General features: G+C 54.2%; 26 protein-coding genes and 1 tRNA gene. 11 read left to right on the top strand and 16 right to left on the bottom strand.

Translation table 11 applies throughout. The features are described from left to right. Window positions 1–129: 129 nt before the first annotated feature. From SCARR_RS07330 to SCARR_RS07345, 4 genes are all read left to right on the top strand, one after another. Window positions 130–504 carry a hypothetical protein gene (locus SCARR_RS07330; protein WP_136060840.1) on the top strand — a complete coding sequence of 125 codons (375 nt, stop codon included), beginning with the start codon at window positions 130–132 and terminating at the stop codon, window positions 502–504. Continuing rightward, entirely contained in the window at window positions 485–889 is a 405-nt protein-coding gene (locus tag SCARR_RS07335; protein ID WP_136060841.1) for a hypothetical protein, read from the top strand. The genes SCARR_RS07330 and SCARR_RS07335 overlap by 20 nt, the downstream gene beginning before the upstream one ends. Before the next feature lie 92 nt (window positions 890–981). Beyond that, window positions 982–3,486 carry a DNA mismatch repair protein MutS gene (gene mutS, locus SCARR_RS07340; RefSeq protein ID WP_136060842.1) on the top strand — a complete coding sequence of 835 codons (2,505 nt, stop codon included), beginning with the start codon at window positions 982–984 and terminating at the stop codon, window positions 3,484–3,486. 74 nt (window positions 3,487–3,560) lie between these two features. Continuing rightward, a complete protein-coding gene (locus SCARR_RS07345; protein ID WP_136060843.1) occupies window positions 3,561–5,549 on the top strand; it encodes a tetratricopeptide repeat protein in 1,989 nt (662 codons plus the stop codon). A gap of 57 nt (window positions 5,550–5,606) precedes the next feature. On the opposite strand, the gene SCARR_RS07350 is transcribed toward SCARR_RS07345, so the two are convergent. Next, complete coding sequence (locus tag SCARR_RS07350) at window positions 5,607–5,957, bottom strand: YkgJ family cysteine cluster protein (protein WP_168433089.1); 351 nt, start codon at window positions 5,955–5,957, stop codon at window positions 5,607–5,609. A gap of 130 nt (window positions 5,958–6,087) precedes the next feature. On the opposite strand from SCARR_RS07350, the gene SCARR_RS07355 reads away from it, so the two are divergent. Continuing rightward, entirely contained in the window at window positions 6,088–7,167 is a 1,080-nt protein-coding gene (locus tag SCARR_RS07355) for a peptidylprolyl isomerase (protein ID WP_168433090.1), read from the top strand. A 58-nt stretch (window positions 7,168–7,225) separates the two neighbouring features. Here the strand turns inward: SCARR_RS07355 and SCARR_RS07360 are convergent, their stop codons facing one another. The 4 genes from SCARR_RS07360 to SCARR_RS07375 form a co-directional block, all read right to left on the bottom strand. After that, entirely contained in the window at window positions 7,226–8,650 is a 1,425-nt protein-coding gene (locus SCARR_RS07360; protein ID WP_136060846.1) for an ArsB/NhaD family transporter, read from the bottom strand. 37 nt (window positions 8,651–8,687) lie between these two features. After that, window positions 8,688–9,611 carry a PTS sugar transporter subunit IIA gene (locus SCARR_RS07365; protein WP_136060847.1) on the bottom strand — a complete coding sequence of 308 codons (924 nt, stop codon included), beginning with the start codon at window positions 9,609–9,611 and terminating at the stop codon, window positions 8,688–8,690. Window positions 9,612–9,700: 89 nt separating this feature from the next. Further along, complete coding sequence (locus tag SCARR_RS07370) at window positions 9,701–10,033, bottom strand: hypothetical protein (protein ID WP_136060848.1); 333 nt, start codon at window positions 10,031–10,033, stop codon at window positions 9,701–9,703. A 153-nt stretch (window positions 10,034–10,186) separates the two neighbouring features. Next, window positions 10,187–10,621 (bottom strand): CBS domain-containing protein, encoded by a 435-nt coding sequence (locus tag SCARR_RS07375; RefSeq protein ID WP_136060849.1) that lies wholly within the window; start codon window positions 10,619–10,621, stop codon window positions 10,187–10,189. A 214-nt stretch (window positions 10,622–10,835) separates the two neighbouring features. Between SCARR_RS07375 and hypA the strand changes: the two genes are divergently transcribed. Beyond that, window positions 10,836–11,183, top strand: coding sequence for a hydrogenase maturation nickel metallochaperone HypA (gene hypA / locus SCARR_RS07380; RefSeq protein WP_136060850.1), 348 nt, complete (start codon window positions 10,836–10,838; stop codon window positions 11,181–11,183). Here the strand turns inward: hypA and SCARR_RS07385 are convergent. Then, window positions 11,180–11,563: a DUF3859 domain-containing protein gene (locus SCARR_RS07385; RefSeq protein WP_222846216.1), complete on the bottom strand. Its 384-nt coding sequence runs from the start codon at window positions 11,561–11,563 to the stop codon at window positions 11,180–11,182. The two genes, hypA and SCARR_RS07385, sit on opposite strands and share 4 nt — an antisense overlap. Then, window positions 11,563–12,162 carry a tRNA (guanosine(46)-N7)-methyltransferase TrmB gene (gene trmB, locus SCARR_RS07390; protein ID WP_168433091.1) on the bottom strand — a complete coding sequence of 200 codons (600 nt, stop codon included), beginning with the start codon at window positions 12,160–12,162 and terminating at the stop codon, window positions 11,563–11,565. Before trmB ends, SCARR_RS07385 begins: the two co-directional genes overlap by 1 nt. A 49-nt stretch (window positions 12,163–12,211) precedes the next feature. Here trmB and SCARR_RS28075 point away from each other — a divergent pair, with 49 nt between their 5' ends. Next, the gene (locus SCARR_RS28075) at window positions 12,212–12,361 is read left to right on the top strand and encodes a hypothetical protein (protein ID WP_168433092.1); all 150 of its coding nucleotides are present in this window, start codon (window positions 12,212–12,214) and stop codon (window positions 12,359–12,361) included. Window positions 12,362–12,487: 126 nt separating this feature from the next. Next, window positions 12,488–12,561: transfer RNA gene (locus SCARR_RS07395), tRNA-Gly, on the top strand. Window positions 12,562–12,738: 177 nt separating this feature from the next. On the opposite strand, the gene SCARR_RS07400 is transcribed toward SCARR_RS07395, so the two are convergent. Next, window positions 12,739–13,914: an ISL3 family transposase gene (locus SCARR_RS07400; protein ID WP_136060852.1), complete on the bottom strand. Its 1,176-nt coding sequence runs from the start codon at window positions 13,912–13,914 to the stop codon at window positions 12,739–12,741. Between the two features lie 158 nt (window positions 13,915–14,072). Between SCARR_RS07400 and SCARR_RS07405 the strand changes: the two genes are divergently transcribed. After that, window positions 14,073–14,792: a hypothetical protein gene (locus tag SCARR_RS07405; RefSeq protein WP_136060853.1), complete on the top strand. Its 720-nt coding sequence runs from the start codon at window positions 14,073–14,075 to the stop codon at window positions 14,790–14,792. Window positions 14,793–14,798: 6 nt separating this feature from the next. Here the strand turns inward: SCARR_RS07405 and SCARR_RS29475 are convergent, their stop codons facing one another. Continuing rightward, a complete protein-coding gene (locus SCARR_RS29475; RefSeq protein ID WP_136062132.1) occupies window positions 14,799–14,933 on the bottom strand; it encodes a DUF2905 family protein in 135 nt (44 codons plus the stop codon). Window positions 14,934–15,046: 113 nt separating this feature from the next. On the opposite strand from SCARR_RS29475, the gene SCARR_RS07415 reads away from it, so the two are divergent. Both SCARR_RS07415 and SCARR_RS07420 read left to right on the top strand, forming a co-directional pair. Then, on the top strand, window positions 15,047–16,402 hold the full coding sequence (locus SCARR_RS07415; RefSeq protein ID WP_168433094.1) for an ISAs1 family transposase: 1,356 nt from the start codon (window positions 15,047–15,049) through the stop codon (window positions 16,400–16,402). A gap of 53 nt (window positions 16,403–16,455) precedes the next feature. Further along, the gene (locus SCARR_RS07420) at window positions 16,456–16,803 is read left to right on the top strand and encodes a hypothetical protein (protein WP_136060855.1); all 348 of its coding nucleotides are present in this window, start codon (window positions 16,456–16,458) and stop codon (window positions 16,801–16,803) included. 130 nt (window positions 16,804–16,933) lie between these two features. Here SCARR_RS07420 and SCARR_RS07425 read toward each other — a convergent pair whose 3' ends face one another. The 7 genes from SCARR_RS07425 to SCARR_RS07455 all read right to left on the bottom strand — a co-directional run bounded on the left by SCARR_RS07425 (window position 16,934) and on the right by SCARR_RS07455 (window position 22,330). After that, on the bottom strand, window positions 16,934–17,266 hold the full coding sequence (locus SCARR_RS07425; RefSeq protein WP_136060856.1) for a hypothetical protein: 333 nt from the start codon (window positions 17,264–17,266) through the stop codon (window positions 16,934–16,936). 459 nt (window positions 17,267–17,725) lie between these two features. Beyond that, entirely contained in the window at window positions 17,726–17,944 is a 219-nt protein-coding gene (locus SCARR_RS07430) for a hypothetical protein (RefSeq protein WP_136060857.1), read from the bottom strand. 67 nt (window positions 17,945–18,011) lie between these two features. After that, window positions 18,012–19,532: an IS66 family transposase gene (gene tnpC / locus SCARR_RS07435; protein WP_136060858.1), complete on the bottom strand. Its 1,521-nt coding sequence runs from the start codon at window positions 19,530–19,532 to the stop codon at window positions 18,012–18,014. Window positions 19,533–19,595: 63 nt separating this feature from the next. Beyond that, complete coding sequence (tnpB, locus tag SCARR_RS07440; protein ID WP_136060859.1) at window positions 19,596–19,934, bottom strand: IS66 family insertion sequence element accessory protein TnpB; 339 nt, start codon at window positions 19,932–19,934, stop codon at window positions 19,596–19,598. After that, window positions 19,922–20,251 (bottom strand): IS66 family insertion sequence element accessory protein TnpA, encoded by a 330-nt coding sequence (gene tnpA / locus SCARR_RS07445; protein ID WP_136060860.1) that lies wholly within the window; start codon window positions 20,249–20,251, stop codon window positions 19,922–19,924. Before tnpA ends, tnpB begins: the two co-directional genes overlap by 13 nt. 241 nt (window positions 20,252–20,492) lie before the next feature. Then, window positions 20,493–21,515, bottom strand: coding sequence for a hypothetical protein (locus SCARR_RS07450; RefSeq protein ID WP_136060861.1), 1,023 nt, complete (start codon window positions 21,513–21,515; stop codon window positions 20,493–20,495). Further along, window positions 21,506–22,330: a LamG domain-containing protein gene (locus tag SCARR_RS07455; protein ID WP_136060862.1), complete on the bottom strand. Its 825-nt coding sequence runs from the start codon at window positions 22,328–22,330 to the stop codon at window positions 21,506–21,508. Before SCARR_RS07455 ends, SCARR_RS07450 begins: the two co-directional genes overlap by 10 nt. Window positions 22,331–22,403 lie beyond the last annotated feature (73 nt).

Genomic DNA, 22,403 nt, shown 5'->3' on the forward strand with positions numbered 1-22,403 from the left:
AATTTCTTTTTACTTCCGGCATGAAACAGAACATTCAAATGCCGAATCCACACGAACAACAGATCCTTGATGGCCTGACGATTCGCCTCATCCGTAGGGATGAGCATGGCTGCTATGAGCAGTTGATCGATGAACAACACTGCCTTCAAGAGTGCGCAACTCGTGGGCGAACAGCTCCGCTATGTAGTCGAATACGACGGCGAATGGCTAGCGCTGCTCGACTGCATGGACGACCTGGTCGGGCCTGCACGGGGAAACCTGGTCATCATCGACGGCAAGGCGTTGCGCGGGTCGCGCGGGATCCAGCTCGTGAGCGCCTTTTGCGGGGAAACCGGCCGCTGGCTCGGCACCAGGCCTGTTGAAGAAAAATCCAACGAAATTCCCGTCGCCCGTAAGCTTGCAAAGAAGTGCGCCGAGAATGGAGCCATGATCCTACGCGACCACCTCCGGGCAGGTCTGCTTCCCCCACGCAAAAAGCCCGGCGATGCTCACGCAATGCACTGATCAAGGCAAAGATCCCGAATCCATCGACGACCTGGTCGTCTACCTGCTCTCCAGTCGCGCTGGGCTGACGGCGGAAGAGATGCTCGATCTCAAACGCGGCTGCTGGGACATCGGAAACGGCACCCACCAGTGCCTCGACAACTCCCGCTTCCAGGGAGACAAAAGCCGCGTCCGAAACCGCAACGCCGCCCATAACCTCGGCTTGTTCCGCCGGGCAGCCCTTTCGCTGGATCGGTATTGGATCGACCACCAGCCCAATGCCCGCCTAGCGACAACCAACGGTTTTTTCGAGACGATGAAGAAAAATAGATTGGAACTGGCCTTCCGGGTCGTGACCTCGAAGAAATCATCATGGCTTCCAAAAGTGTCAGCCGATTCTATATGAATCAGTCATGAAACCCTACATTGGCAGGGATTGGGGATTGATTCGCACCGCGGTCTGGATAAACTGTGTGTTTTGGTTTTCAGGGAGAGAAAATGGCGGAGAAGAAGGAAACACCCATGATGGCGCAGTATCGTTCGATACGGCGCGAATTGCCGGAGGACACCATCCTCTTTTTCCGGCTGGGCGATTTCTACGAAATGTTTTTCGACGACGCCAAAGTCGCCACCGACATTCTCGGCATCACCCTGACGAAGCGGCACAGCACGCCGATGTGCGGCATTCCCTACCACGCGGCAGCGGGCTATCTCGAACGGCTGGTGAAGGCGGGCGTAAAGGTGGCGATCTGCGAGCAGATCGAAGATCCGGCCACCGCCAAGGGTTGCGTGAAGCGCGCCGTCACCCGTATCGTCACCCCGGGCACGATTCTCGACGAGGTGGTGCTCGACGGCAACCAAAACAATTTTCTGGCGGGACTCTTCCGCAGCAAGGATCAGTTCGGCATGGCCATGCTCGACCTTTCGACCGGTGAATTTTGGATCGAGGAATCGAACGACGTGGCGAGCGTGCAGGCCAACCTTTCGCGCTACGCCCCAGCAGAGTGCGTTGTTGCCGAAGAGCAGCTGGCCGAACCGGCCTTTGCCGCACTGGCGATGGAAGCCACCAACACGCTGCTGACAGCCTGCGAGGACTGGACGTTCGAACATTCGAGCGCCAACGATTATCTGCAGCGCCATTTCGACGTCCATTCGCTGGAAGGCTTCGGCTGCACATCGATGACCGCCGCGCTGGGCGCGGCGGGCGGCGTGCTCTACTACGTCAAGAACGAGCTGCGCCGCAACCTTTCCCACGTCCGCAACATTCGCGTAAAAAATCCGCAGGACTACATGCTGGTGGATGAAACCACCGCCACCAATCTGGAACTGGTCGCGCCGATCAACTCGAACCGCCAGGCCTATAAAGCCACTTTATTAAATGTACTGGACTCCACATCTACTGCCATGGGCGGACGCCTGCTGCGCGAGTGGCTGCTGCGGCCGTTGAACAACCTCGAGCAAATCAACGCGCGCCACGACGCCGTCGAACTGATGGTGAACAACCAGTCCTATCTGCGCAGCCTGCGCGACATCCTTGGCGACATCAAGGACGTGGAGCGCCTGATCTCGCGCATCGGCTCCACCAGCGGCAATCCGCGCGACGTGCGCGCCATGGGCGTATCGCTCCAGCAAATGCCAATGGTCAAGGCGCTGCTTTCCGGCAAAGGAACGATTTTAGAATCGCTCGGCAACGGAATCACCGCCCTGCCCGAGCTGGTGGCACTGATCGATACGGCCATTGTCGACGAGCCCCCGCTGAACATGAAGGACGGCGGCGTCATCCGCACAGGCTACCACGACGAGCTCGACGAACTGCGCGATGCAGCAACGCTAGGCCGCAAGTGGCTGGCGGACTTCCAGGCCTCGGAAATCGAGCGTACCGGCATCAAGAGCCTGAAGGTGCGGCACAACAAGGTGTTCGGCTACTATATTGAAATCAGCAAGAGCTATCTGGCCGATGTGCCGGAAACCTATCTGCGCAAGCAGACGCTGGTGAACGCCGAACGCTATATTACGCCGGAGCTCAAGGAATACGAAAACAAGATTCTTGGCGCACAGGAGCGGTCGATTGGGCTGGAACAGGAAATCTTCACCGAAGTCCGCCGGCAAGCCGTTGAGCATCTCGAAACGATCCAGCGCAACGCTCTGGCGATCGGCCAAGTCGATGTGCTCGCCACCTTTGCCGAGCGTGCGCTTTCCAACAACTATGCCCGCCCAACCATGAGCGACGACGGCCGGCTCGACATCCACGACGGCCGCCACGCGGTGGTCGAACGGATGCCCGATGCCGAACGCTTTGTTCCGAACGACACCAAGCTCGACCGCGAAACTCACCAGCTGATTATCATCACGGGACCGAACATGGCGGGTAAATCCACCTATATCCGGCAGGTGGCGCTGATCACGATCATGGCGCACATGGGCAGTTTCGTGCCGGCCGCCTCGGCGGAAATCGGCCTCGTCGACCGCGTCTTCACCCGCGTCGGCGCGAGCGACGACCTCGCACGCGGTCGCTCAACCTTTATGGTGGAGATGCAGGAGACGGCCAATATTTTGAACAATGCCACGCCCAAGAGCCTAATCGTGCTCGACGAGATCGGACGCGGCACCAGCACGTTCGACGGCATCAGCATTGCATGGTCGGTCGCGGAATTCCTTTGCAAGAATCCGGCAATGCAGGCCAAGACCCTGTTCGCCACCCACTACCACGAACTGACCGACCTCGCATTAATCCTGCCCAACGTGCAGAACTTCTGCGTACTCGTGAAGGAAAAGGGCCATACGATCACCTTCCTGCGAAAAATCGTTCCGGGCTCGGCCGACAAAAGCTACGGCATCCAGGTCGCCCGACTGGCCGGCCTGCCGGACGAGGTGATCGAGCGGGCGACAGACATCCTCACCAACCTCGAAGAAGGCGAGTTCGGCGACGCCGGCCAGCCGAAGATTGCCAAGAAGCGCCCGCACAAATTAAAAGCGAATGTTTCGCAGCTGGATCTCTTCTGATTTTCGGTCAATACCCACTTGCATTAGTATTATGATTCGCTTTAGCCTGTTGCATTATTAACTAGGGAGAAGTTATGAGTAAGAAGCCGTTTGGTGCATCCGCTATTTTTATTGTCCTTGGACTTCTTTTCATTGCCGTCATCGGCTTCCGTACGATCAGTACTCCGGAAATCTGGACGCATCTAGCACAAGGCCGCACCAATGCTCCGATCTCAGTACTAGAGGCCGACTCAGCAGTCAACACCACCCACCTTTACGACAAAGCGACCTACGCCCTTTGGAATATTGGAGGCGCCCCCTTGCTGATCACCATGAATATTATCGGATTACTGGCGACCTTCCTGCTGCTGATTCAAGTTTCAAAAAAATGGGGCGGTTCGTTGAGCCAGGGCTTTGCGCTGCTGATCTGCGGACACCTCATGTTCCAGTCGCTGGACGTGGATCCCGACACCGTTATGCTGCTGGGCATCGCCCTGTTTCTCTACCTGCTTTCCACCATCAAGTCGCCCGCGATTTTGTTCGGAGCCCTGATTCCCTTGCAAATTCTCTGGACCAATTTGGACGGCTCCTTCCTCTATGGCCCCATCCTCGCGGGTTTGACGGCCTTTCAAGCGGCGCAAGCTCAAAAGGGTTCCGGACGCAAAAGCAAGCAAACGGCTCAGGCCGGCACCTACGGCATACTCGCCGCAGCGCTGGCCGTCGCTACACTGGCCAACCCCTACATGTTCAAACTGCATGCCCAAGTGCTGGCCAACATTCAATCGCCGCTTCCGGTCTACTGGTCGTCGCTATTCCTTGAATACTTCCAGGTGCCCCCGCTGAAACCACTGATCCTATTCACCTTGGTGCTGGGTGCCGGAGGTTTGATCACGCTGAAAAAACGGCTCCCCATCGTGCTGACTACGTTGGCGATTTTCGGCGCCTTCCTGGTATGGACCTCCCCTCAGACAAGCCCGCTTTTTGCCGTGCTGGCCTTCCCGTTTATTGTGCTGAGCCTAACCTCGATCAGCGAATATGTGCACGACTCGCTCAAAAACGTACTCGGTGACCAAGCCAAATTGCTCAGTCCTGCCACCGGCGTCATCTTTGCATTGCTGATTGTTTTTTCCTTCATCCCGGTCACCAGCAACTGCGCCTATGTTAAAAGCGGCAGCGCCTCCAACTTCGGCCTCGGCATCCAGGAAGAGCTCTTCCCGAGCGGAGCCGAAGAAATCCTCAACCACCCCGCCTTCCCCGAAAAGTTCATCAACATGCCGGCCGACGGCGGCTACCTCGCGTGGAAAAACCCGGAACGCAAAATTTTCCTCGACTACCGTTCGGGCCGCTACGACAAAGAGCTGCTCAAAGAGATCAACTCCATGATGCTCGGAAACCGCAAGGCCTACGACAGCATATACGAGACCTACCGCCCCGAAGCCATCATCATCAACACGCTGTCCGCCTCTTCCGCCCAAGGAATTTCAACGTTGCTCGCACGCCAGGTATGGAAGCTGGCCTATTTCGACGGAACCACCGCCATCCTGCTTATGGACAAGGAAAAGTTCGCCCCCCTCCTCAACAACGCCAAGGCGCAGGCCCAAGGCCTCGCCCAGCTTGAAGCTGCACGGGTGGCTTATGCCGCAAAAATCACGAAAGGGTGCCGTGCCGGCAACCCGGGCGAGCTGATCGGCTCCGGCAAGGTGTTCTTGGCCTTCAACCGCCCTGCTGAATCGAAAGCCATCTTCGCCCTACTGCTGCAAGGCAACTCAAGCATTCCGGCGGCTTGGATCGGCTTGGGCAACAGCCAGCTGTTGCTGAAGGAATTCGAACCCGCCATGAAAACGCTCAAAACGGCCACGGAAATGTCGCCCCACAGCCTGCTTGCATGGGCCAGCTATGCGACCGCCTGCAAATATGCAGGAAATTCAGAGGCCTTTGAGGAAGCGGTCGAAAAGGTTAAGCACTTGGCCGAGAAAAATAAAGCCGAAGCCGAAAAAGCTGCAAAAGAACTGCCCGAAGTGCCAGAAGAGCTGAAGAAGGAGAAGCAAGCAGTGGAAGACATGACTGTCCCTGCCAACATCTAGCATCTGAGAACACCAGCCTTCAATTGGGCGGGATTGGCTTCAGCCATTCCCGCCCTTCTATTTTAAGGGTATTTTAGATTCCGCTTTGAGACGGTCCAACTCGGGACAACCCTCCGGCACGCTCCACGCATAGGGGAACGAGCGGCACTGCACCGGCCTGGACGCATACACGCGGCACCGATCACCCTCCAAAAACTCGCAGCTGCCGTCCGGCTGATCCAGCAACGCCAGCTGCTGGCGATTCGGTGCCAGCCGCGTGTGCTGTTCAATGAATTCCTGCTCCGGCAGGCCCAGACCGGAAGCCATCGAGGCGACATCCTCATCCGTCAGCAGGACGGCACCGGTCCACCGGCAGCATTCGCCGCAGCCGGAGCACTGGAATTCATCTAAGATTTCTGAATTTAACATTGAACACATTGCCTCTAAAAACGTCTGAATGCGTTGACATTTGGTGCCCCAACGGGCAGTGTCTTGGGTTTTACATGCGCGCGGAGTCGTTGCGGTGTTTAGATGAATAACGATGAAAGGATCAAGTACCATGTTTGAATATTTGAAGAAAAACAAAATTTTGATGGTTCTGCCTGTTGCGACGGCAATCGTATTTTGCGGTTGCAAGGAAGACGAAGCAGCCGCAAGCGCACAAACACAGGAGCCGGTTGATCTGGCCCAGACCGCAGACCTCTTTGCCAAACCAGTTCAAGCCAACCCCCTTACTTCCGATCCGGCCGCCGTTGTTGTGCGTGTGAACGGAGAAGAAATTACCCGTGGCGAAATCCTTAAATTAGTGGATGCCTCCATGCAGCGCCTCGGCGGACGCGTTCCCCCGGAGCAGATGCAGCAGCTTCAGGCGCAAATGTACCAACAGTTCAAAAACGACTTGGTCACCAAAAAGCTGATTGATGCCGCAGTGACCGCAGCAAACGTTGAGATTGCCGATGCAGAAATCGAGACGGCGCTGACCGAACTCCGTGGCCGCATTCCTGAAGGGCAAACCCTCGAAGCTGCGCTTACGACCCAGGGCACGACCATTGACGAGCTCAAGACCAATATCAAAAACGACATGGCCACCCGCAAGTTCCTTGAAGAAAAGACCGTCAATGTAACGGAGGCCACCGAAGCTGAAGCGGAAGAGTTCTACTCAACCAACCCCGACCGCTTTAAAAAGCCCGAAAACGTATCGGCCAGCCACATCCTCATCAAGTTTGATGAAACCGACACCGATGCCACCAAAGCGGAAAAGAAAGCCCAGCTTGAAGCCATCCGCGGCGAAATCATTGCCGGCACGAAAACCTTCGAAGACGCAGCCAAAGAAAAATCAGCATGCCCAAGCAGCGCTCAGGGCGGATCGCTTGGCTCTTTCGGAAAAGGCCAGATGGTTCCGGAATTCGAATTGGCAGCCTTCACTCAGGAAATCGACGAAGTTGGCGACGTGGTTGAAACCCAGTTCGGCTACCACATCATCAAGGTTACCGAGCGTCAGGACGCCGGCGTTGTCCCCTACGAAGAAGCAAAAGAGCAGATTCTGGTATTCATGAGTGGCCAGAAGAAGCAAGAAGCGGTTGCCGAATACATCAAGACCCTCCGCGATGCTGCAACGATCGAAGAACTTTCCATGTAAAAGCTGATCGGAAACGTTGTTTAGAAAAGCACTCCCTTTGAGGAGTGCTTTTTTGTGCCTACTGGGGGGGCATAAGGGGCGCCATTACCGTGAGCATGCCCCAAGCAATCAGGCACGCCGCCAAGGCGGAGAGCGCGCCGATCTTAAGCCACTGGAAAAAGCCGATGCTCGAGTGTGACTGCTTTTCCAGCATGCCCAGCGCTACAATATTCGCCGTACTTCCAATCAGCGTGATATTGCCGCCAAAACAAGCACCAAACAACAGCGCCCACCACAGCGGCATGGCGGACATGGTTTTTCCCAGCTCTGTAATCACCGGAGAAAACGCCGCCACAAAAATCACATTATCGACAAACGCGGATCCAATCGCCGTTGTCGCCATAATCGATGGAATGAGGATGGCCGGCTTGTCGCCACAGACGCTCACAAAGCTGTGGGCGATAATTTCGGTTACCCCAGTATACTCCAAGGTTCCGGCAATGGCGAAGAGCAGCATGAAGAACAACAGCGTCCACCAGTCAACCTCGCGCTCGACATAATAGCGGGCACGGTCGCGCTTGAAGAGCATGATGAAACCAGCGCAGGCCAGCGGCGCCACAAGCAGCACGCTGTTCGTGTCGAGGTGGAGCCCCTCCTCCAAGGCATGGTGCGAAGCAATGAACGCCAGCGTGAGAAGCAAGACAGCCAAGCCTCGCTTATATGGAACGACCACCTTGGGCACCAAACTCAGTTGGCGGTCCATCCGGTCCTTCAGTCGTTCGTCGAACAGATTCAGGTCCTTGCGGAACCAATACATGGTGATCGCTACGCACGAGGCGAGCGAAACCAGCATGATCGGGAACGCCCACCGGAAAAAATCACCGAACGTCAGGCCAGCCTGCGTGCCGATAAAGATGCCAACCGGATTGCCCATCATTGTGCCGGCGCTGCCAATATTGGTGCACAGCACGCAAATGATGATATAGGGAGTCGGGCTCAGCTTGAGCCGGTTGCACACTTGGAAAATCAGCGTGGCAATGAAGATGATCGATGTCACCTCGTCCACCGCGCAGGCCAGCAGCGCAGAGGCCACCGAAGTGGCGGCGATAAACTTTCGGCCGGTCATCTTGGGAATGGAAATCAAGGCCTGCACCACCCAAGTGAAGAAACCGAGGTCGCGCAGCGCACCCACCACAATCATCATTCCAACCAAAAAAAGAATTACCGGAAGCGCGGCCGCTTCGACAAAGTGCGGAATATTCAGCGACTTCGTAAAAATCAAAACCCCCAGTCCCAGAAAAGCGATCGCCAAACGGAACGTCCAGAAAAAGAGCGTTCCAAGGATGATGGCCAGAAACACACTGGTTGCAACCGATTGATTCATGTCCAGCCCGCCAAAGGTCGCGCCAGCAACGCCAACACCGGTGCTTATTGTCAAAAGGAGAATCAACCGCTGAATCAACTGTCGTGTACTGAGCACTTCACCATTGTCGTCGCTATGCATATGACCCCCTGCATTTTTTAACTATCATCCCACCGGCCTACGCCCAAAAAATCTGCGAGCTGAAACTGTCTAAATTCACAACCCCTAGAAACCGGCGCCCCTCCACCACTTGAATTTGGCGGATGTGCTGCATCAGAAACATCTTGGCCAGCTGGATGGCCGGTACGCTGGGGCCAATTGCCACGAACTTGTCGTGCATAAAATCCGCCACTTTGGTTTCGGAATCCTTGCGGAGCAACTCCGAAAAAGGCTCGAAGTTTTCAATCGGGCTCAGATCCTCCATCCATAGCAGGTGCCGGGGCAGGCTCTGATCCAGCAGGTCTTCGATGGCAATCACGCCGCGCAAATCGCCGTCGGAATCGACAATGGGGATATCCAGCACTCGGTTGGCGCAAAACGCATGAATGGCGGACGCCAACGTATCGCCTTCATCGAGCGTGATGGGATTGCAGTTCATAACGCTCGATGCATTGAGAAGGACGACAACCTCCTCCGCCCCCTCGGTTAATATGCCGAAGACTTCCCGGGCAGTTCCGGCCGCCGCCAGACGCGTGATCATATGAGGCGCAGCCAGCATCTTGGAAAGCGAAGCCATCAGGCGCAGATAGGCCCCCGGATCATCTTTAGGCGTCAGAATCAGCACGACAACATGCACCGGCTCTTCGCCGACCGCTTCAAAATCAATTCCCTCATGCGAGGTAGCCAGCGCCAGCATCGGCTTCACCAATCCGTCGAGGCGGGCATGAGGCAACGCCAGCCCCTCGGCCAGCACAGTCGGCGCCTGCCGCTCGCGCTCGACCACGGCCTGGACGGCGGCGCCACGGTCAACGCCGTCAATCTTGCTGCAAAGCGTTTCGACAAGCAGATCAATGGCCTTATCGCGAGATTCGGCATCCACATGGCATAGAATACAATCCTGTTGCAGATAGTCCGCAATGCGGACCTCTTTGCTCGTCATCATAGTTCCACTCCTGATTGGCAACGCAAAAAAATCCCAGAAGCTTGAACAGCCTTCCGGGATTTACAAGACAGGATCATGGGCATTCCGAATCAGATGGCAAATCCATTCATTAAAAGGACCAAAAGCGTTAGAACGCAAACCCCGCAAATGCCAAACGAAAACCACGGCTGCGGGCCTCCGTCGATCTTGCGGCGCCCAATTTTCGAATAAGCGGCAACGGCGGCAAGACCAAAGGTCATGAGCAGCACAAAAACAAAAGCGGCCTTGTTTTTCCCAGCATGCTCCACCCGGCTTCCCGCAGGTCCAACCAACGGAAGAATCATGCAAAGAAAAAAGAAGGAGAGGCCGGACGCCACCGCGAGGGCGGTGCCAACGACGGGCTTGTAAATCATGTTTTCGCTGTTGTTATCGGTCTGTTCCATAGCATTTCCAAAGGTTGAAATTTCGACTGTAAAATATACCGCCTTTTTCAAGGGTTGGAAGAAAATTCAACGTCGATGCTGCGCCTCCGGCTTTAATGGATAGAAAAAAACCCGCCGAGGCGGCGGGTTGCGCCATGGCATGGAAAACGGCGGCTACATCACACCGCTGATGTAGGTTTCAAGATTCTTGATCTTGAAATCCTTTTCAACCACCAGATACTTGACGACATCGCCAATGGAAACGATCCCGCAGAGCTGCTTGTCCCGCAACACGGGAAGGTGGCGGATGCGCTTTTCGGTCATCAGCTTCATGCACTCGTCAAGCGGTGTTTCGGGCGAAACCGTCGTCAAGTCGCTGGACATAATATCCTGCACCTTGACATTATCAATGCTCTCCCCCTTGAGAACCACCTTTCGGAAAACATCGCGCTCGGAAATAATTCCAACTACGCCGCCCCCCTCCATCACCAAGGCTGTACCGGCAGAAATTGTTTCCATTTGTTCGATGGCCTCGTAAACCGCTTGATCCGGCTTTACGGTCAGCACATCATATCCTTTTGAATCGAGCAAATTCGATACAGCACCCATTGACGACCTCCTAGTGTTAGTTGTGATTAATGATTCTCCGAACGAAGGCATTATAGCGGCGAATCCCCCGACGACAAGCACATCAGCCAATTTAGACTTTGTCCGAAAAAGCCAGCAGACTTCCCCTAGATCAAAGCGAGAAATCATTTTGCTGAAGCAACATAACGGCCAAAGAGAGTGGTTCATCATCGAAAACCGGCTATAGTAACGCTCTATGCACGAACTATCATTGGCACAGGGACTGGTGGAGCAGCTGGAAAAGGCCGCGGTTGCGGAAAACGCATTGCGCGTTGAACGCATTATTGTGGTGATCGGAAAATATTCAGGCGTTGAGCGCGACGCATTTGAATTTGCCTTCCCCTTTGCCGCCGAAGGCACATTGTCCGAGAGGGCTAAACTGGAAATAGAAGAATTGCCCGTTCAGGTGGAGTGCCGCCAGTGCGCAGCCCTCTCCAACCCAGAGCCCACGCTTTTGCTTTGCGGTCAATGCGGATCAAACGATGTAGAACTCAAAGGCGGCCGCGAATTTCTGATCCGGTCCGTCGAGCTTGAGGTGCCTTAGATCATCGTCAACGTCTTGTCGGCCACCTTTGCGCCGTCCAGCCAAGTGATCAACCGCCATTCGCCGCGCTTGTCCTCAAGCGGAGCCCATATGGTGTCGCCAAGGAAAAAACGGAAGTCGTTGGTCTTCACATAAAGCTCCCCTTCAAAAGGCGGTGCCAGTTCGCCATTGGAGTCCTTGAAAGGCGGATGCTCTATGCGAAAGGTGATCTTGCTGTTGCGGGCATTGCGGATCCGGAGAATGTAGCCAAACTCAACATCGAGGGCCGCAGGAATTTCCGCCGAGATCTTCACCAAATTAGGAAGCTCCTTGCTCTCTCGATCCCAGCCATCATACAGCCCGTGGCTGTGCACGCTTACCTCTGGCTTGCTCTTTGCCATCAGACCACCTTGCGAAAGGAGCATCGCCCGATTTGCTTATGCAAAAAAATAAGCTCGAAATCCGTACGTTCCTCATCGTCCGGCTCAAAGGCTTCGATTTCCTCAAAGCGTTCATCTTTCTGGAGCAACGCATAAATGTCATCAAAATACGGAAGGTGATCGGTTGCTACATGCAGACAACCCTCCTTTTCCAAGGTTTGAAAAAGCGCACCCATAAAGGCCGGATTAAAAAGGCGGTAGTCGTTGTGCCTCGCTTTTGGCCACGGATCCGGAAAAAAGAAATAATAGTTGGCGACATATTCCGCAGGCATCATTTTGCTGATGGCATAATAGCCCTCCATACGGAACACCCGTACATTTTCCCGCCCGGCACGCTCGCACCTGCGCCCGCTGCTGTTGATCCGAAGTTTCTGCCGCTCGATTCCGAGAAAATTCGTTTCCGGAAACTTGCCCGACCGCGCAACGAGAAAACGACCCTTCCCCGAACCGATATCCACTTCAAGCGGTTGCTCCGGATGCAAAAACTCCGATTTGAAGTCATAGGGATCCAGCCAGTTTTCAGGCATTACACGCAAAGTTGTCTTCTTTTTTTTGGTCATGGGGTGCATACTGTGTGCGAATTATTCAACGAAGGGCAAGTAAATCCAAATGGGAATATCCGACCGCGACTATATGCGTAAACCGGCCGAGCAATTGGAACCGGAAAAACCGCGCGCCCATATTAAAAAAGCCGCCAACAAACCCTCCATTATCCAGCGGTTAAAATTCTGGCTGTGGAGCCTGAAAAACGCCAAATAACGATTCGCCATAACTTGGTAATGAAGCAGGTGTTTTCATAACAGCCAGACTTTTAAAAAATATGCCCAAGAAGCCTTGACGCCACTAGGGATGCCCGCTACTTTATGCGCTCGTTTATACGAAAGAGCGGGCGTAGTTCAATGGTAGAACCTCAGCCTTCCAAGCTGGTTACGACAGTTCGAATCTGTTCGCCCGCTCCATTTTTGACAGGGGCTGATAGCAATATCAGCCCCTATTTTATTGCCTATTATACTGATCCCCAAGTTTCGGACGATATTTGACAGGCATTGATATTTTGAGCACAAAACTGACCATGGGCGGGAAGAAAGCGGGAAGTTTTGGCTCTCCACCAAATACGGGGGCGAGGGCGGTTTTTTTTAACCACAGAGCACAATGACTCTCAAACGATAATTTGCAAAATTCTTAAATCCATACGCCCTGCGTTGGATCACTTCCATTTTCGTATGGAACCCTTCTGTGATTCCGTTGTTCTTTGTAAATCGCCACATACAGGCGATCTCTGCGCTCCAGTTCTCTAGCGTACTCGCTAGGGTTTCCATGGCCGGCAGGCCGCTGTAACGTAGCTTCCATATCCAATTCAGCAATCGCCTGATCAGCGGCTGGCTCTGTTTCTTTGTGCGGTGTTTGATATTAAGCAGCCTGCAGAGCGACTCCTTGGCTTGATAGAGCTCACTAATGGCTGGATGAGCATCCAGGTAGCGATCCAGGCGTTCCTTTTGATCTGGGCGCAGCTTATCCGCATGGCGGCGTACAAGCGACAACAGGCCGCGATTACGCCGTCCTTCTGGATCCAGTTGTTTCCATCCGGCCAGGAAGTGCTGCAGCACGGTTCGGATCACGTGGAACCGGTCGGATACGATACGCGCATTCGGAAAGAATTTGCGAACAATCGCTCGATAGGAAGAGGACAGATCAATGCAGACCACCTTGACCCGTTCTCTGCCTTTAAGTCCCCGCAGGAAGGGCTCAAGCGCATCATGCGTGCGCCCCATCGCCGGCTCAAACACCCGGTGCTTTTTCAGGTCGCAGAAGGTGGTGACGTAGCCTTTGCGCTTCGAGAAGAAGTGTTCATCAATGCCCAGCACTTCAGAGCATTTGCGTCCGGAGAACATGCGTTCTTTAAGTTCAAGATGATCGTGGAACCATCGCTCCACGGTCGCTGTACCGATCCTGCAGTTGCGCCTGATTTGAGCCTGGGATATCCCGTCGCGATGATTCAGGCAGACTTCTCTACGGAAATATTCCGTGCTGCGCTTGTACGGTAGAATGCCAGGCATTCGGGGCCTGAAATAGCGGTTACAGGCCAGGCAGTGATACTTGCGAACAATCAGACGAATCCAGCTTTTTTGACGACCGAAACTCTCGTGACGAATCAACCGCTCAATGCGATCTTTGACTCGTAACTGCTTTGAATTGCAATCCGGACAGGCAACCGGGCCGACGTATTCGGCTTTAATGATGATAGGATCGTGTCCACTCACAGAATGGATATTGAACCCCTTACCAATGAACTCTATCTTTCTTTTGGGCATGGCGATCTCCTTATATTATCCAACTGCTATCTTAGCAGTCGGAGATCGCCCTCGCCCCCGTATTTGATGGAGAGCCGAAGTTTTTCGCTGCCGTCCGAGCCGGAATGCCCCCAACCAAGACAAATGGGACAAATCCCACCCTTTTTGGAGGTAAAAGTATGTGGTTTGACGATGATAGCCAGGATGAATGGGGCAGTGAAAACTACGATCCTGAAAGTTCTGATTCAGAAGATTCAGAGGAAATAATCGACAAAGCCCGCGAGATTGTCGCCGACTTCCGCTCTTCGGGGGCAGCGGATGAGCATATGGAAAACAAACGGCATGACGATCATTGTGAATACCGCACCTCCGGCGAAAACAGAATTGCCGAGCAAATCCTGCAGCTCGAAAAAATACTCGAAGAGTATGATCAGGCCTATTCAGACCCATACAAGGATTTTGTGGAACTGGATGTATATGCTGGTCGCATCAAACTGATCGTTGAGTCCCTTGATGAATACCGCTCTAAGCTGGATTATTATGACCAAAAAGAACGGAAGATCCAAGATCTCTACGATAGCGGCAAGATTTCCGCCCAGGAAATGGATGATCGCTTGACGGAAACCGGGTTCAGGAAACAACGTGCGGGAACAAGAACCGAGATGGCCGGCATTGGAATGACCTATGACGATCTTGGCGAAATCAGCGACCGCGTCAACCACCTTGCCGTTGATTTTCAGCTCCAGGACGATGGCGACTCCCGCCACAAAATTTTCCTGCTGTTGCGGGCCATGGATCGTGAAAAAGCCGTCTACCTGCTGGAACAGGCGGTCAATGACGGCATTATTTCACAAACCACCGCAGATTACTTGATCACACACGCACTGCGTAGTCATTAACACCGCTTAAAAGCGGCGCAAAACAGATGCCACAAGCGAAACCACTACGCTAAACAACATAGAACTCACCAAAGGAATTGAACAACAGATATTTCCGACTTTCAATTCAATATCTCCGGGCAGCTTCCATGGTGTTTTTATCTAACGGCACTTTGGGTAATGCTGGTATAAGGAGCCGATTTTTGTAGACAATTTCCCCTGCCTTTGTTTTTATACGCTCGATGAAGACTACAAAAACAAACCCAGATCGGCACTTGAAGAGATCTTCTCTGAGTGGCAACTCCCTGCAAATCAAAATCATAGAGACCAAAAAGGACGTCGCGCGCTTCACGAAACTCGCCAAACAGTTCCACTACATGGGCGAGGGCTGTCCGGCGGGAGATACACTTCGCATGGTCGTGGTGGCCGATGGTGAATGGATCGCCCTGCTCCTTTGGGGTTCGGCGTGCTACCGTCTTAAGCATCGCGATGAGTGGATCGGCTGGACGGATCAGCAACGCGCGGCCCGCCAAAAACTCGTTGTCCAGAACCGTCGTTTTGTTTTACTGACCGAGCCTGGAGAGCACCCCAATCTGGCATCGCGCATTTTGGGTAAGGTCGTTCGGGAGCTTCCCGCGTTTTGGCTGGAGCGGTTCGGATACGAACCTTTGCTTGCCGAGACCTTTTCGGATATCGAGGCGCGCGAGGGGACGTGCTACAAGGCGTCGGGATGGACTGCGCTGGGCAAGACGAAGGGGTATTCCCGCCACGCAGCGGACTTCTATGTACCTAACGACCGCCCCAAGAAACTATGGGTGCGCGAGCTGCGCAAGAACGCAACCGAATTGCTCCGCTCGATCCATCTTCCGGACGAATTCAAGAAAGGGGCGGCGTCGGACGCGGACGGGGTCATGCCGATCAAGGCCAGGCAGATCGAGTCGCTGCACGAAGCGCTGTGCAAGGTTCCCGATCCGCGCGCGAAAAACTGCGTCTACCACATCGGGGCCATCCTTTCGATCGTCGCCATGGGGGTTTTCAGCGGGCACAAGGATCTCAAGGCGATCATGCGCTTTGCGGAGCGGATGACGTTGCCCCAGCGCAAGAAACTCGCGCTTCCCGGCTTTGAAAAGGGGAGCCGCTACAAGAAAATACCCTCCTACACCGCCGTCTACAACCTGCTGACCCAGCTCGATCTCGACGCGTTCTCGCAGGTACTTTCCGAATGGCTCGCCCAGCACCGCGGAACCCTGCCCGTCGCGCTGGCCATGGACGGCAAGTTCATCCGCGACACCGTCGGCCTCGTCACCCTCGCCGAGCACGACACCAATTCGCCCGTTGCGATGATCGACGCCTCCCAAAAGGAAGGCGAAGGGGAACGCTGCGAGCTCAAGGCCTCGCAAAAGATGCTTCGCAGGCACGACGACTTAACGAACACGGTGATCACGGCCGATGCGCTTGATTGCCAAAAAGAGACCGCCCGAATCATTGTGGATCGGGGCGGCGAATACTGCATACAGGTCAAGGACAACCAAAAAACCATCCGCCAGGAAGCCGAGCTCAGCGCGAAAGAGCTCTCCCCCCTTTTAGCCAGACCGAAAAAGCGCATGGGCGAATCGACGGACGCGCGGTAGCCGCCCAAAGCGCCACGCCCTTGCAGGTCGGGTTCCCGCACATCCAAACCGTCGTGAAAATCTGGAGGGAATCGACCGCCTACAAGACGGACGAGAAAGAGATTTGCTACTATCTCTCCTCCGAACCCTTCGACCGGCGAACCCCCGAGCAATGGCTTGAGCTCGTCCGGGGACACTGGGGCGACGTGGAAATCCGGAACCACTGGAAGAAAGACGCGATCCTGCTCGAAGACAAAACACGCAGCCGCAACCCAACGATGGTCGGTGCCCTCGCCATGCTACGCAACACCCTGCTGTTCATGCACAAAGAACAGGAAGAACACGAAACCCTCCCCGGGTTCGTAGAAGCGATCGCTGCGAATGGAAACAATGCTTTTTCAATGCTGACGCGCCGATACTGAGCTCATATAGAAAGACCATGGGGCAGCCTCCCGAACCAGGGCATATACCGTCTGCAGAAGACACCTGCAATGCACCCGACGACAAACAAAAGCCAAACCGGTTTGCCCACAAAAGTCATAGTCATACTTCTTACTCCCGGAAAGCTGCTATCAAGGCACGTATTGTATGATAACTAAGAAAACCAAACAGTCCGACCTGAACCAGAGCAAGAAGCGGGCGTAGAAAATGCGGCAAATAAGAAAAAAGAAACCCCAGTATGCCAAAACAGAATTCAATCAGAACCACCTCAACCACAACCAGGCAAACCCACATCAGAATCGTCAAATTGTTTTGCAGATAACGGTTGCGATGTGCAGGCGGCCTTATAGGCTGATGATTGTTAATCGGATGCGGAGGCGGCTGATGATTTACCTGCCTTGCCGGCCGTGGGCTGTTAGGATTTCTAGGAATTTGTTGCGCCATGAATTTGCCTCGCTAGCTTTGTGGTGATCTCGTGAGTAAAGCCTTTCTGACGAACCAGCAAAGGAACCGTCTCTCCGCACAACAGCATTCCATCACGGCCGCAAAGCGCGCAGTCAGACCGCCACCCATTGGCCTCCCGCTGGTAATAATGGGGTTGCATGCCGGGGTTAAGAAGATTGACCGTAAGAATGTCCCAGCACTCGGAAGGTGTCGCCCCCGTCACATAACGAAGTATTTCCCAAACGGTTAAAGCCCCTTCAGCTTCTGAAAAATGGTATTCGTTACCGCGGCCAGATTATCCCCTGACACAACATCATAGGTTGGCCGCCACCGATCCAGGAGCAGACAGGCCCAGGAATATCCGAGGTGGGAAAGATCCTCACACCCATGAGACGCTCCCTGCTCAAAAACATGAGCAAGATATCCCCTGCCTGCTTCCGCTATTCCTGACTTGTCCAATCAACAGTAAATGTTGATGTCGTCCGGCTGCTCCTCCGCAATTTTCAGAGCAATCGCCCCTGCAATTCGGCAAAGTTCCGGCGGTTCATTGAACTGCCCTTCCTTCAGACCGACCTCGAAACACTCGGCATCGATCACCACCTGCCGTTCACCGGTCAGTTGGCAATAGGGAGCCTTGGCCTCGAATGCATCCACAAGGGCGACGGTTTCCACATTCACGTAGAGCGTCTTTCCAACGGTTATCAGGTCAAAAGTATGCGTCTCTTCGGCGACCGCCTTGACAGGGCTACTCTCCGGCGGTTCCGCGGATTGATTTCCAGCGGGCAGGCGTCCAGTCGGCAGCTTCGAACTGTTGCATGGTCGGCAGGGCGCTGAGGGTTTCACGCAGGTAGTCGGCTGGATTGATGTCGAGTTTTCGGCAGGTTTCAATGAGGCTATAGATGATGGCGCTGGTCTGGCCGGATTCCGGACTACCGAAGAAAAGGAAGTTCTTTTTGCCGATAGCGGTGGGCCGGATGGCGTTCTCAACGAGGTTGTTGTCGATTTCGAGTGTGCTATGTTCGAGGTAAAGATTGAGTGCATCCCAACGTTCGATGGTGTAATTGATCGCTTTACCGAAGTTGCTTTGCGGGAGCTGGCGCGGTTTTTCCTGATCGAGGATTTTCTTTATCTGTTCGAGATGGGACTTGGCATGTGCCTGGCGGTAGGCGGCGCGGTCGAGCTCCGGTTTGTCGCGCAGGGCGGATTCGATCCGGTAAAGTTTGGCGATGAGTTTTACGACGGTCTGGGCGACGGGATGGCCGGGGACTTCGACGAACTTGCGGCGGGCATGCGCCCAGCAGGCGGCATGGATGATCGCGGCTTTTTCGGCGCGGTGTTTCTTTTTATTGAGCCAGCTGGTGTAGCCGACATAGCCATCGGACTGCAGCAGGCCTTTATACCCTCCAAGCATGGTGTCAAGGCATTCGGCGGCACGACTCGGATACCATTCAAAGAGTACGCCGACCTGCGGGGTGTGATACGCCCATAGGTATCCGTTGGGACAGTAGTCCTTTTTCGGATCTTGATATTTGATAAAAGTCTCGTCGGCCTGAATGTATCCGCTCGCGCGGATTTCATTTCGAAGTGCTTCATAGATCAGAGATAACCATTGGGCTACGAGATACATCCATCCGCCCATCGTTTTCCGACTGATCTCAACTCCAAAGCGTTGCTTAAAAATTTGTTCCTGCCGATAAAGCGGGAGGTGGTCGCAGTATTTACTCAGGATGATATGAAGAACCAGTCCGGTGGAAGCGTAGGAGTTTTCGATCAGTTGCTTCGGCGCGGGAGCAATCAGCGGAGCAATGGAACGGTCGTCGCGCTTCTTGTATTTGTTGCGAATGATGACCGTGCGAAAGAAGCGCGTCGGCGTGACATCTAGTTTTTCGGTGCGGACTTCGGCAATCTTTTTGTACAGCTCCGGATGGGCAAGAACTTCATCTGGATCAATAATAATGGTTTCGGTCGGGAGGTCTTTGGGAATGCGCGCATCGAGCCCCTTGCGCTTCCCTCGTTTTGATTCCTTTTGTTCTTCTTCGGCCAACTCGGCTTTCGTTTCGGCCAGCTCCAAAGCCTCTTGCAGTTCGCGAAGTTCTTCAAGCTCGAGTTCCAGCTGATCGGGGCTGAGTTTTTCCGAACTGCGCCCGAATAGCTTCTTCATCAGGCACTGAACTTTTTCCTGAAGCAGGTTTACCTCGCTCTTTAGACTCGCATTTTCGGCGAGCAGTTGATTGAAATTTTCACGCGTATAAACCATGCCGCACATTATATCAAAACTCGTAAAAAATGCGGCACCAACCTGGCGAAAAACGCAAAAGAATCAGCGTTGCTACCAGGGCTTAAACAAGCCCTGCTTCAGGTCAACGCCATCGAGCAGGAGGGCCAGTGCTTCCGGTGCGAGTGCGAGTTTTCCACTTTCTCCAACGCCCTGCGGCCAGGTAAAGCAACCTTGCTCCAGTCGTTTGATCGCCACCCACATGCCCGTGCCATCCCAGTAGAGCGTTTTGATCCGGTTCCGTCGGCGATTCGTAAATACATACAGCGCCCCCGAACACGGATCCTCCTTCAGTCGATCCAGCACAACCCCATGCAGTCCGTTAAAACTTTTACGCAAGTCCACTGGCTCCACCGCCAAGAATACCCGGATCGAATTACTTAATCCAAACATCCGGCAGCCTCCCTAAGCACGGTGCCAAGTCCTGCCGAAGAGGCAATCGGAATCACGACCTCAATCTGATTCGGAAGGCGAATTCGCACCTCATCAGCCAGAACCGCTTCACGGCTAAGCTCGACCTCGCAAAAAGACACCTCATTATCTTCCCGCTCGATTCGCAGCCAGCGGGCCAGCGTTTTGGAATTGAGATTCCATTCCCGACAGAACGCCGCCTGTGTCAAACCAGACGTTTTATATTCCTCGATCAACTCCCGGCGTTCTTCATCCGTATAAGAAGCACGCCCCAGCCCATTATTTTCATTCGTATCCATGCCCGATAAATTATCAGGCTTTGGCTGGCTTGCCTATGGGGTCGGGGAAGAGGCGCATACATCTCTGACGTAATGTTGGTTGTCCAACCGGAAACTTACCATCGCTGGCGCAGACCAAAGGAAGCCAAACCAAAACGGCCGGGGCGGCCGAGAACAACGCCTCGGCGGTGTCATATCGTGCCCCCGCTTGTGCCCGAACAACCAGGCACAAACAGGGGCAATCCCAGTGAGACAACGATTCTTATTCCACCAGCAGTTTAATGAACAGTTCGTCGTCCGCGGTTCCGACCGCATTGGTGTAGCTGCCCAGCTCTCCGCTCTCGTCGGTGATCGCAACGGGGCCGGTATTGGTTCCCCAGCCGCCCTCGACCAGGTTGGTGTTTGTCAGCACATAATACTGCAGGGTGTTGTCGCCGACAATCGAGAACAGGTAGCCCCCGGAAACCAACGAAGGCTGTGTTCCAATATCCCCCGAATTGGTCGGATTTCCGCCAAAGACATATTCGCCCCAATCCGTGAGTTCATCGTTGTCCGCATTGGCGGATGGGTCGCCGGAAAGGTCATACTTATCGACAAACGCATCAAACCCGCTCGGATCGGCCGCGGCTGCAACCAGCAACTCGGACTCACCCAGGGCCCGGGTGACTATGCGCACCTCATCCATGTAGCGGACAGCCCTCTGGTTTGTATCGCCATTCAGCAAGAAAGAATTCGTTGTGTTATGAATGGAAGTCACCCCGGCAATGGTTCTCTCCGCGCTCAACAGGTCCCCGCCATCGGTCAGGTTCTGGTAATAGAGCGTCACGGCTGTATTGCTCGCACCCGGTGTCGCGACGACTCCAATGTAATAATCAACCGATCCCGTAAAGGAGTTCGTCCCATCCAGCTTGGCCTGCGCGATCACCCAGTTGTTCGATGCAAGCGAAGCGTCCCATACCGCCAGCGTAAGCTCCCCTTTGCTTTCATTAATACTCACGCGCCACTCTTCATCCTTTTCGGCAACCGTTTGATACCCAATCCCAGTCGTTGGCGTTACGAACGTTTCGAACGAAAAGGCGCTGGTTCCAAAATCGAACAGGTTCGTGTCAGCAACGGCCCAATGGTTCCCCTTGGCATTGAAATAGGAAACCCCGGCGTTCGTCACCCCGCTCTGGGGAATGGTCGGCAAATAAGAGCCTTCTCCGGGTTCATTACGATCCACTCCCTTTGGAAAGTCGATGCCGCCTCCACCGGAGGCCCCTGCAATCAGTTGCGTCAGATCCAACCCGTTTCCGCTGGAATCATTCGTGACGGCACCCGGCTCAAAACGCCAAAGCCGAGTTCGGGAAATGTCGCAAACAACTCGGACTGGCTCAGCGCCCCGGAGCTCAAACGAACCTCATCCATATAGTCCATCGACCTACCGGCGATATTTCCATTAAGATTGAAAGGCTCCGCCGAATTGTTAAGAGAATTTATTCCGGCTATCGTTTTCACATCGCTCAATAATTCTCCGCCAGCGGTCAGGTTCTGATAATAGAACGACACGACGGTATTGCTCACACCCGGTGCCACAACCGCGGCAACATAATAATCGTTCCCCGCCGTAAAGGAGGTCGCTCCATCAAATATTTTCAGCGCGGTCTTCCACTCTGAAACGCCATCATATAGCGACAGCGTTAATTTTCCACTGGCTTCATTAATACCCATGCGCCACTCATCCACCTTTTCAACAACCGTTTGGAAGCCATTGGTTGTTGGCGTCACAAACGTTTCGAATGTGAAGGCGTTGCTTCCGAAATCAAATAGGTTCGTATCAGCAACGTAAAAACGCTTCCCCAGTCCATCCAGGTGAGCAACACCATCATTCTCCGCTCCGGTCTGCGGAATAATCGACAAATAAGAACCGGAGCCGGATGAAGGACGGTCTACCACCTTAAGATCGGTCGAGGTTCTCGTAAGAGTAAGCCCGTTCCCGCTGGAATCCGCCCGAGTGGCTCCAGGCTCAAAACGCCAGAATCCCACCGTACCCGCACTCAACTGCCCTGCCGCACATACAACCAGCCCGAACAAGGATATCTTTATGAATAACGATCTCATCTCTATCTCCTTTTGTTTGCTGTTATGTCAGCACGCTCCGATGGCGCTGCGCCTATCATCCAAGCATTCAAGA

The organism is Pontiella sulfatireligans (assembly GCF_900890705.1).
Taxonomy (GTDB): Bacteria; Verrucomicrobiota; Kiritimatiellia; order Kiritimatiellales; family Pontiellaceae; genus Pontiella; species Pontiella sulfatireligans.

Excerpts from the sequence above, each read along its gene's own strand:
- SCARR_RS07330 (WP_136060840.1), top strand. The coding sequence starts at position 130 with ATGAACAACACTGCCTTCAAGAGTGCGCAACTCGTGGGCGAACAGCTC.
- SCARR_RS07335 (WP_136060841.1), top strand. The coding sequence starts at position 485 with ATGCTCACGCAATGCACTGATCAAGGCAAAGATCCCGAATCCATCGAC.
- mutS (WP_136060842.1), top strand. The coding sequence starts at position 982 with ATGGCGGAGAAGAAGGAAACACCCATGATGGCGCAGTATCGTTCGATA.
- SCARR_RS07345 (WP_136060843.1), top strand. The coding sequence starts at position 3,561 with ATGAGTAAGAAGCCGTTTGGTGCATCCGCTATTTTTATTGTCCTTGGA.
- SCARR_RS07350 (WP_168433089.1), bottom strand. The coding sequence starts at position 5,957 with ATGTTAAATTCAGAAATCTTAGATGAATTCCAGTGCTCCGGCTGCGGC.
- SCARR_RS07355 (WP_168433090.1), top strand. The coding sequence starts at position 6,088 with ATGTTTGAATATTTGAAGAAAAACAAAATTTTGATGGTTCTGCCTGTT.
- SCARR_RS07360 (WP_136060846.1), bottom strand. The coding sequence starts at position 8,650 with ATGCATAGCGACGACAATGGTGAAGTGCTCAGTACACGACAGTTGATT.
- SCARR_RS07365 (WP_136060847.1), bottom strand. The coding sequence starts at position 9,611 with ATGATGACGAGCAAAGAGGTCCGCATTGCGGACTATCTGCAACAGGAT.
- SCARR_RS07370 (WP_136060848.1), bottom strand. The coding sequence starts at position 10,033 with ATGGAACAGACCGATAACAACAGCGAAAACATGATTTACAAGCCCGTC.
- SCARR_RS07375 (WP_136060849.1), bottom strand. The coding sequence starts at position 10,621 with ATGGGTGCTGTATCGAATTTGCTCGATTCAAAAGGATATGATGTGCTG.
- hypA (WP_136060850.1), top strand. The coding sequence starts at position 10,836 with ATGCACGAACTATCATTGGCACAGGGACTGGTGGAGCAGCTGGAAAAG.
- SCARR_RS07385 (WP_222846216.1), bottom strand. The coding sequence starts at position 11,563 with ATGGCAAAGAGCAAGCCAGAGGTAAGCGTGCACAGCCACGGGCTGTAT.
- trmB (WP_168433091.1), bottom strand. The coding sequence starts at position 12,162 with ATGACCAAAAAAAAGAAGACAACTTTGCGTGTAATGCCTGAAAACTGG.
- SCARR_RS28075 (WP_168433092.1), top strand. The coding sequence starts at position 12,212 with ATGGGAATATCCGACCGCGACTATATGCGTAAACCGGCCGAGCAATTG.
- SCARR_RS07400 (WP_136060852.1), bottom strand. The coding sequence starts at position 13,914 with ATGCCCAAAAGAAAGATAGAGTTCATTGGTAAGGGGTTCAATATCCAT.
- SCARR_RS07405 (WP_136060853.1), top strand. The coding sequence starts at position 14,073 with ATGTGGTTTGACGATGATAGCCAGGATGAATGGGGCAGTGAAAACTAC.
- SCARR_RS07425 (WP_136060856.1), bottom strand. The coding sequence starts at position 17,266 with ATGGCGCAACAAATTCCTAGAAATCCTAACAGCCCACGGCCGGCAAGG.
- tnpC (WP_136060858.1), bottom strand. The coding sequence starts at position 19,532 with ATGTGCGGCATGGTTTATACGCGTGAAAATTTCAATCAACTGCTCGCC.
- tnpB (WP_136060859.1), bottom strand. The coding sequence starts at position 19,934 with ATGTTTGGATTAAGTAATTCGATCCGGGTATTCTTGGCGGTGGAGCCA.
- tnpA (WP_136060860.1), bottom strand. The coding sequence starts at position 20,251 with ATGGATACGAATGAAAATAATGGGCTGGGGCGTGCTTCTTATACGGAT.
- SCARR_RS07455 (WP_136060862.1), bottom strand. The coding sequence starts at position 22,330 with ATGAGATCGTTATTCATAAAGATATCCTTGTTCGGGCTGGTTGTATGT.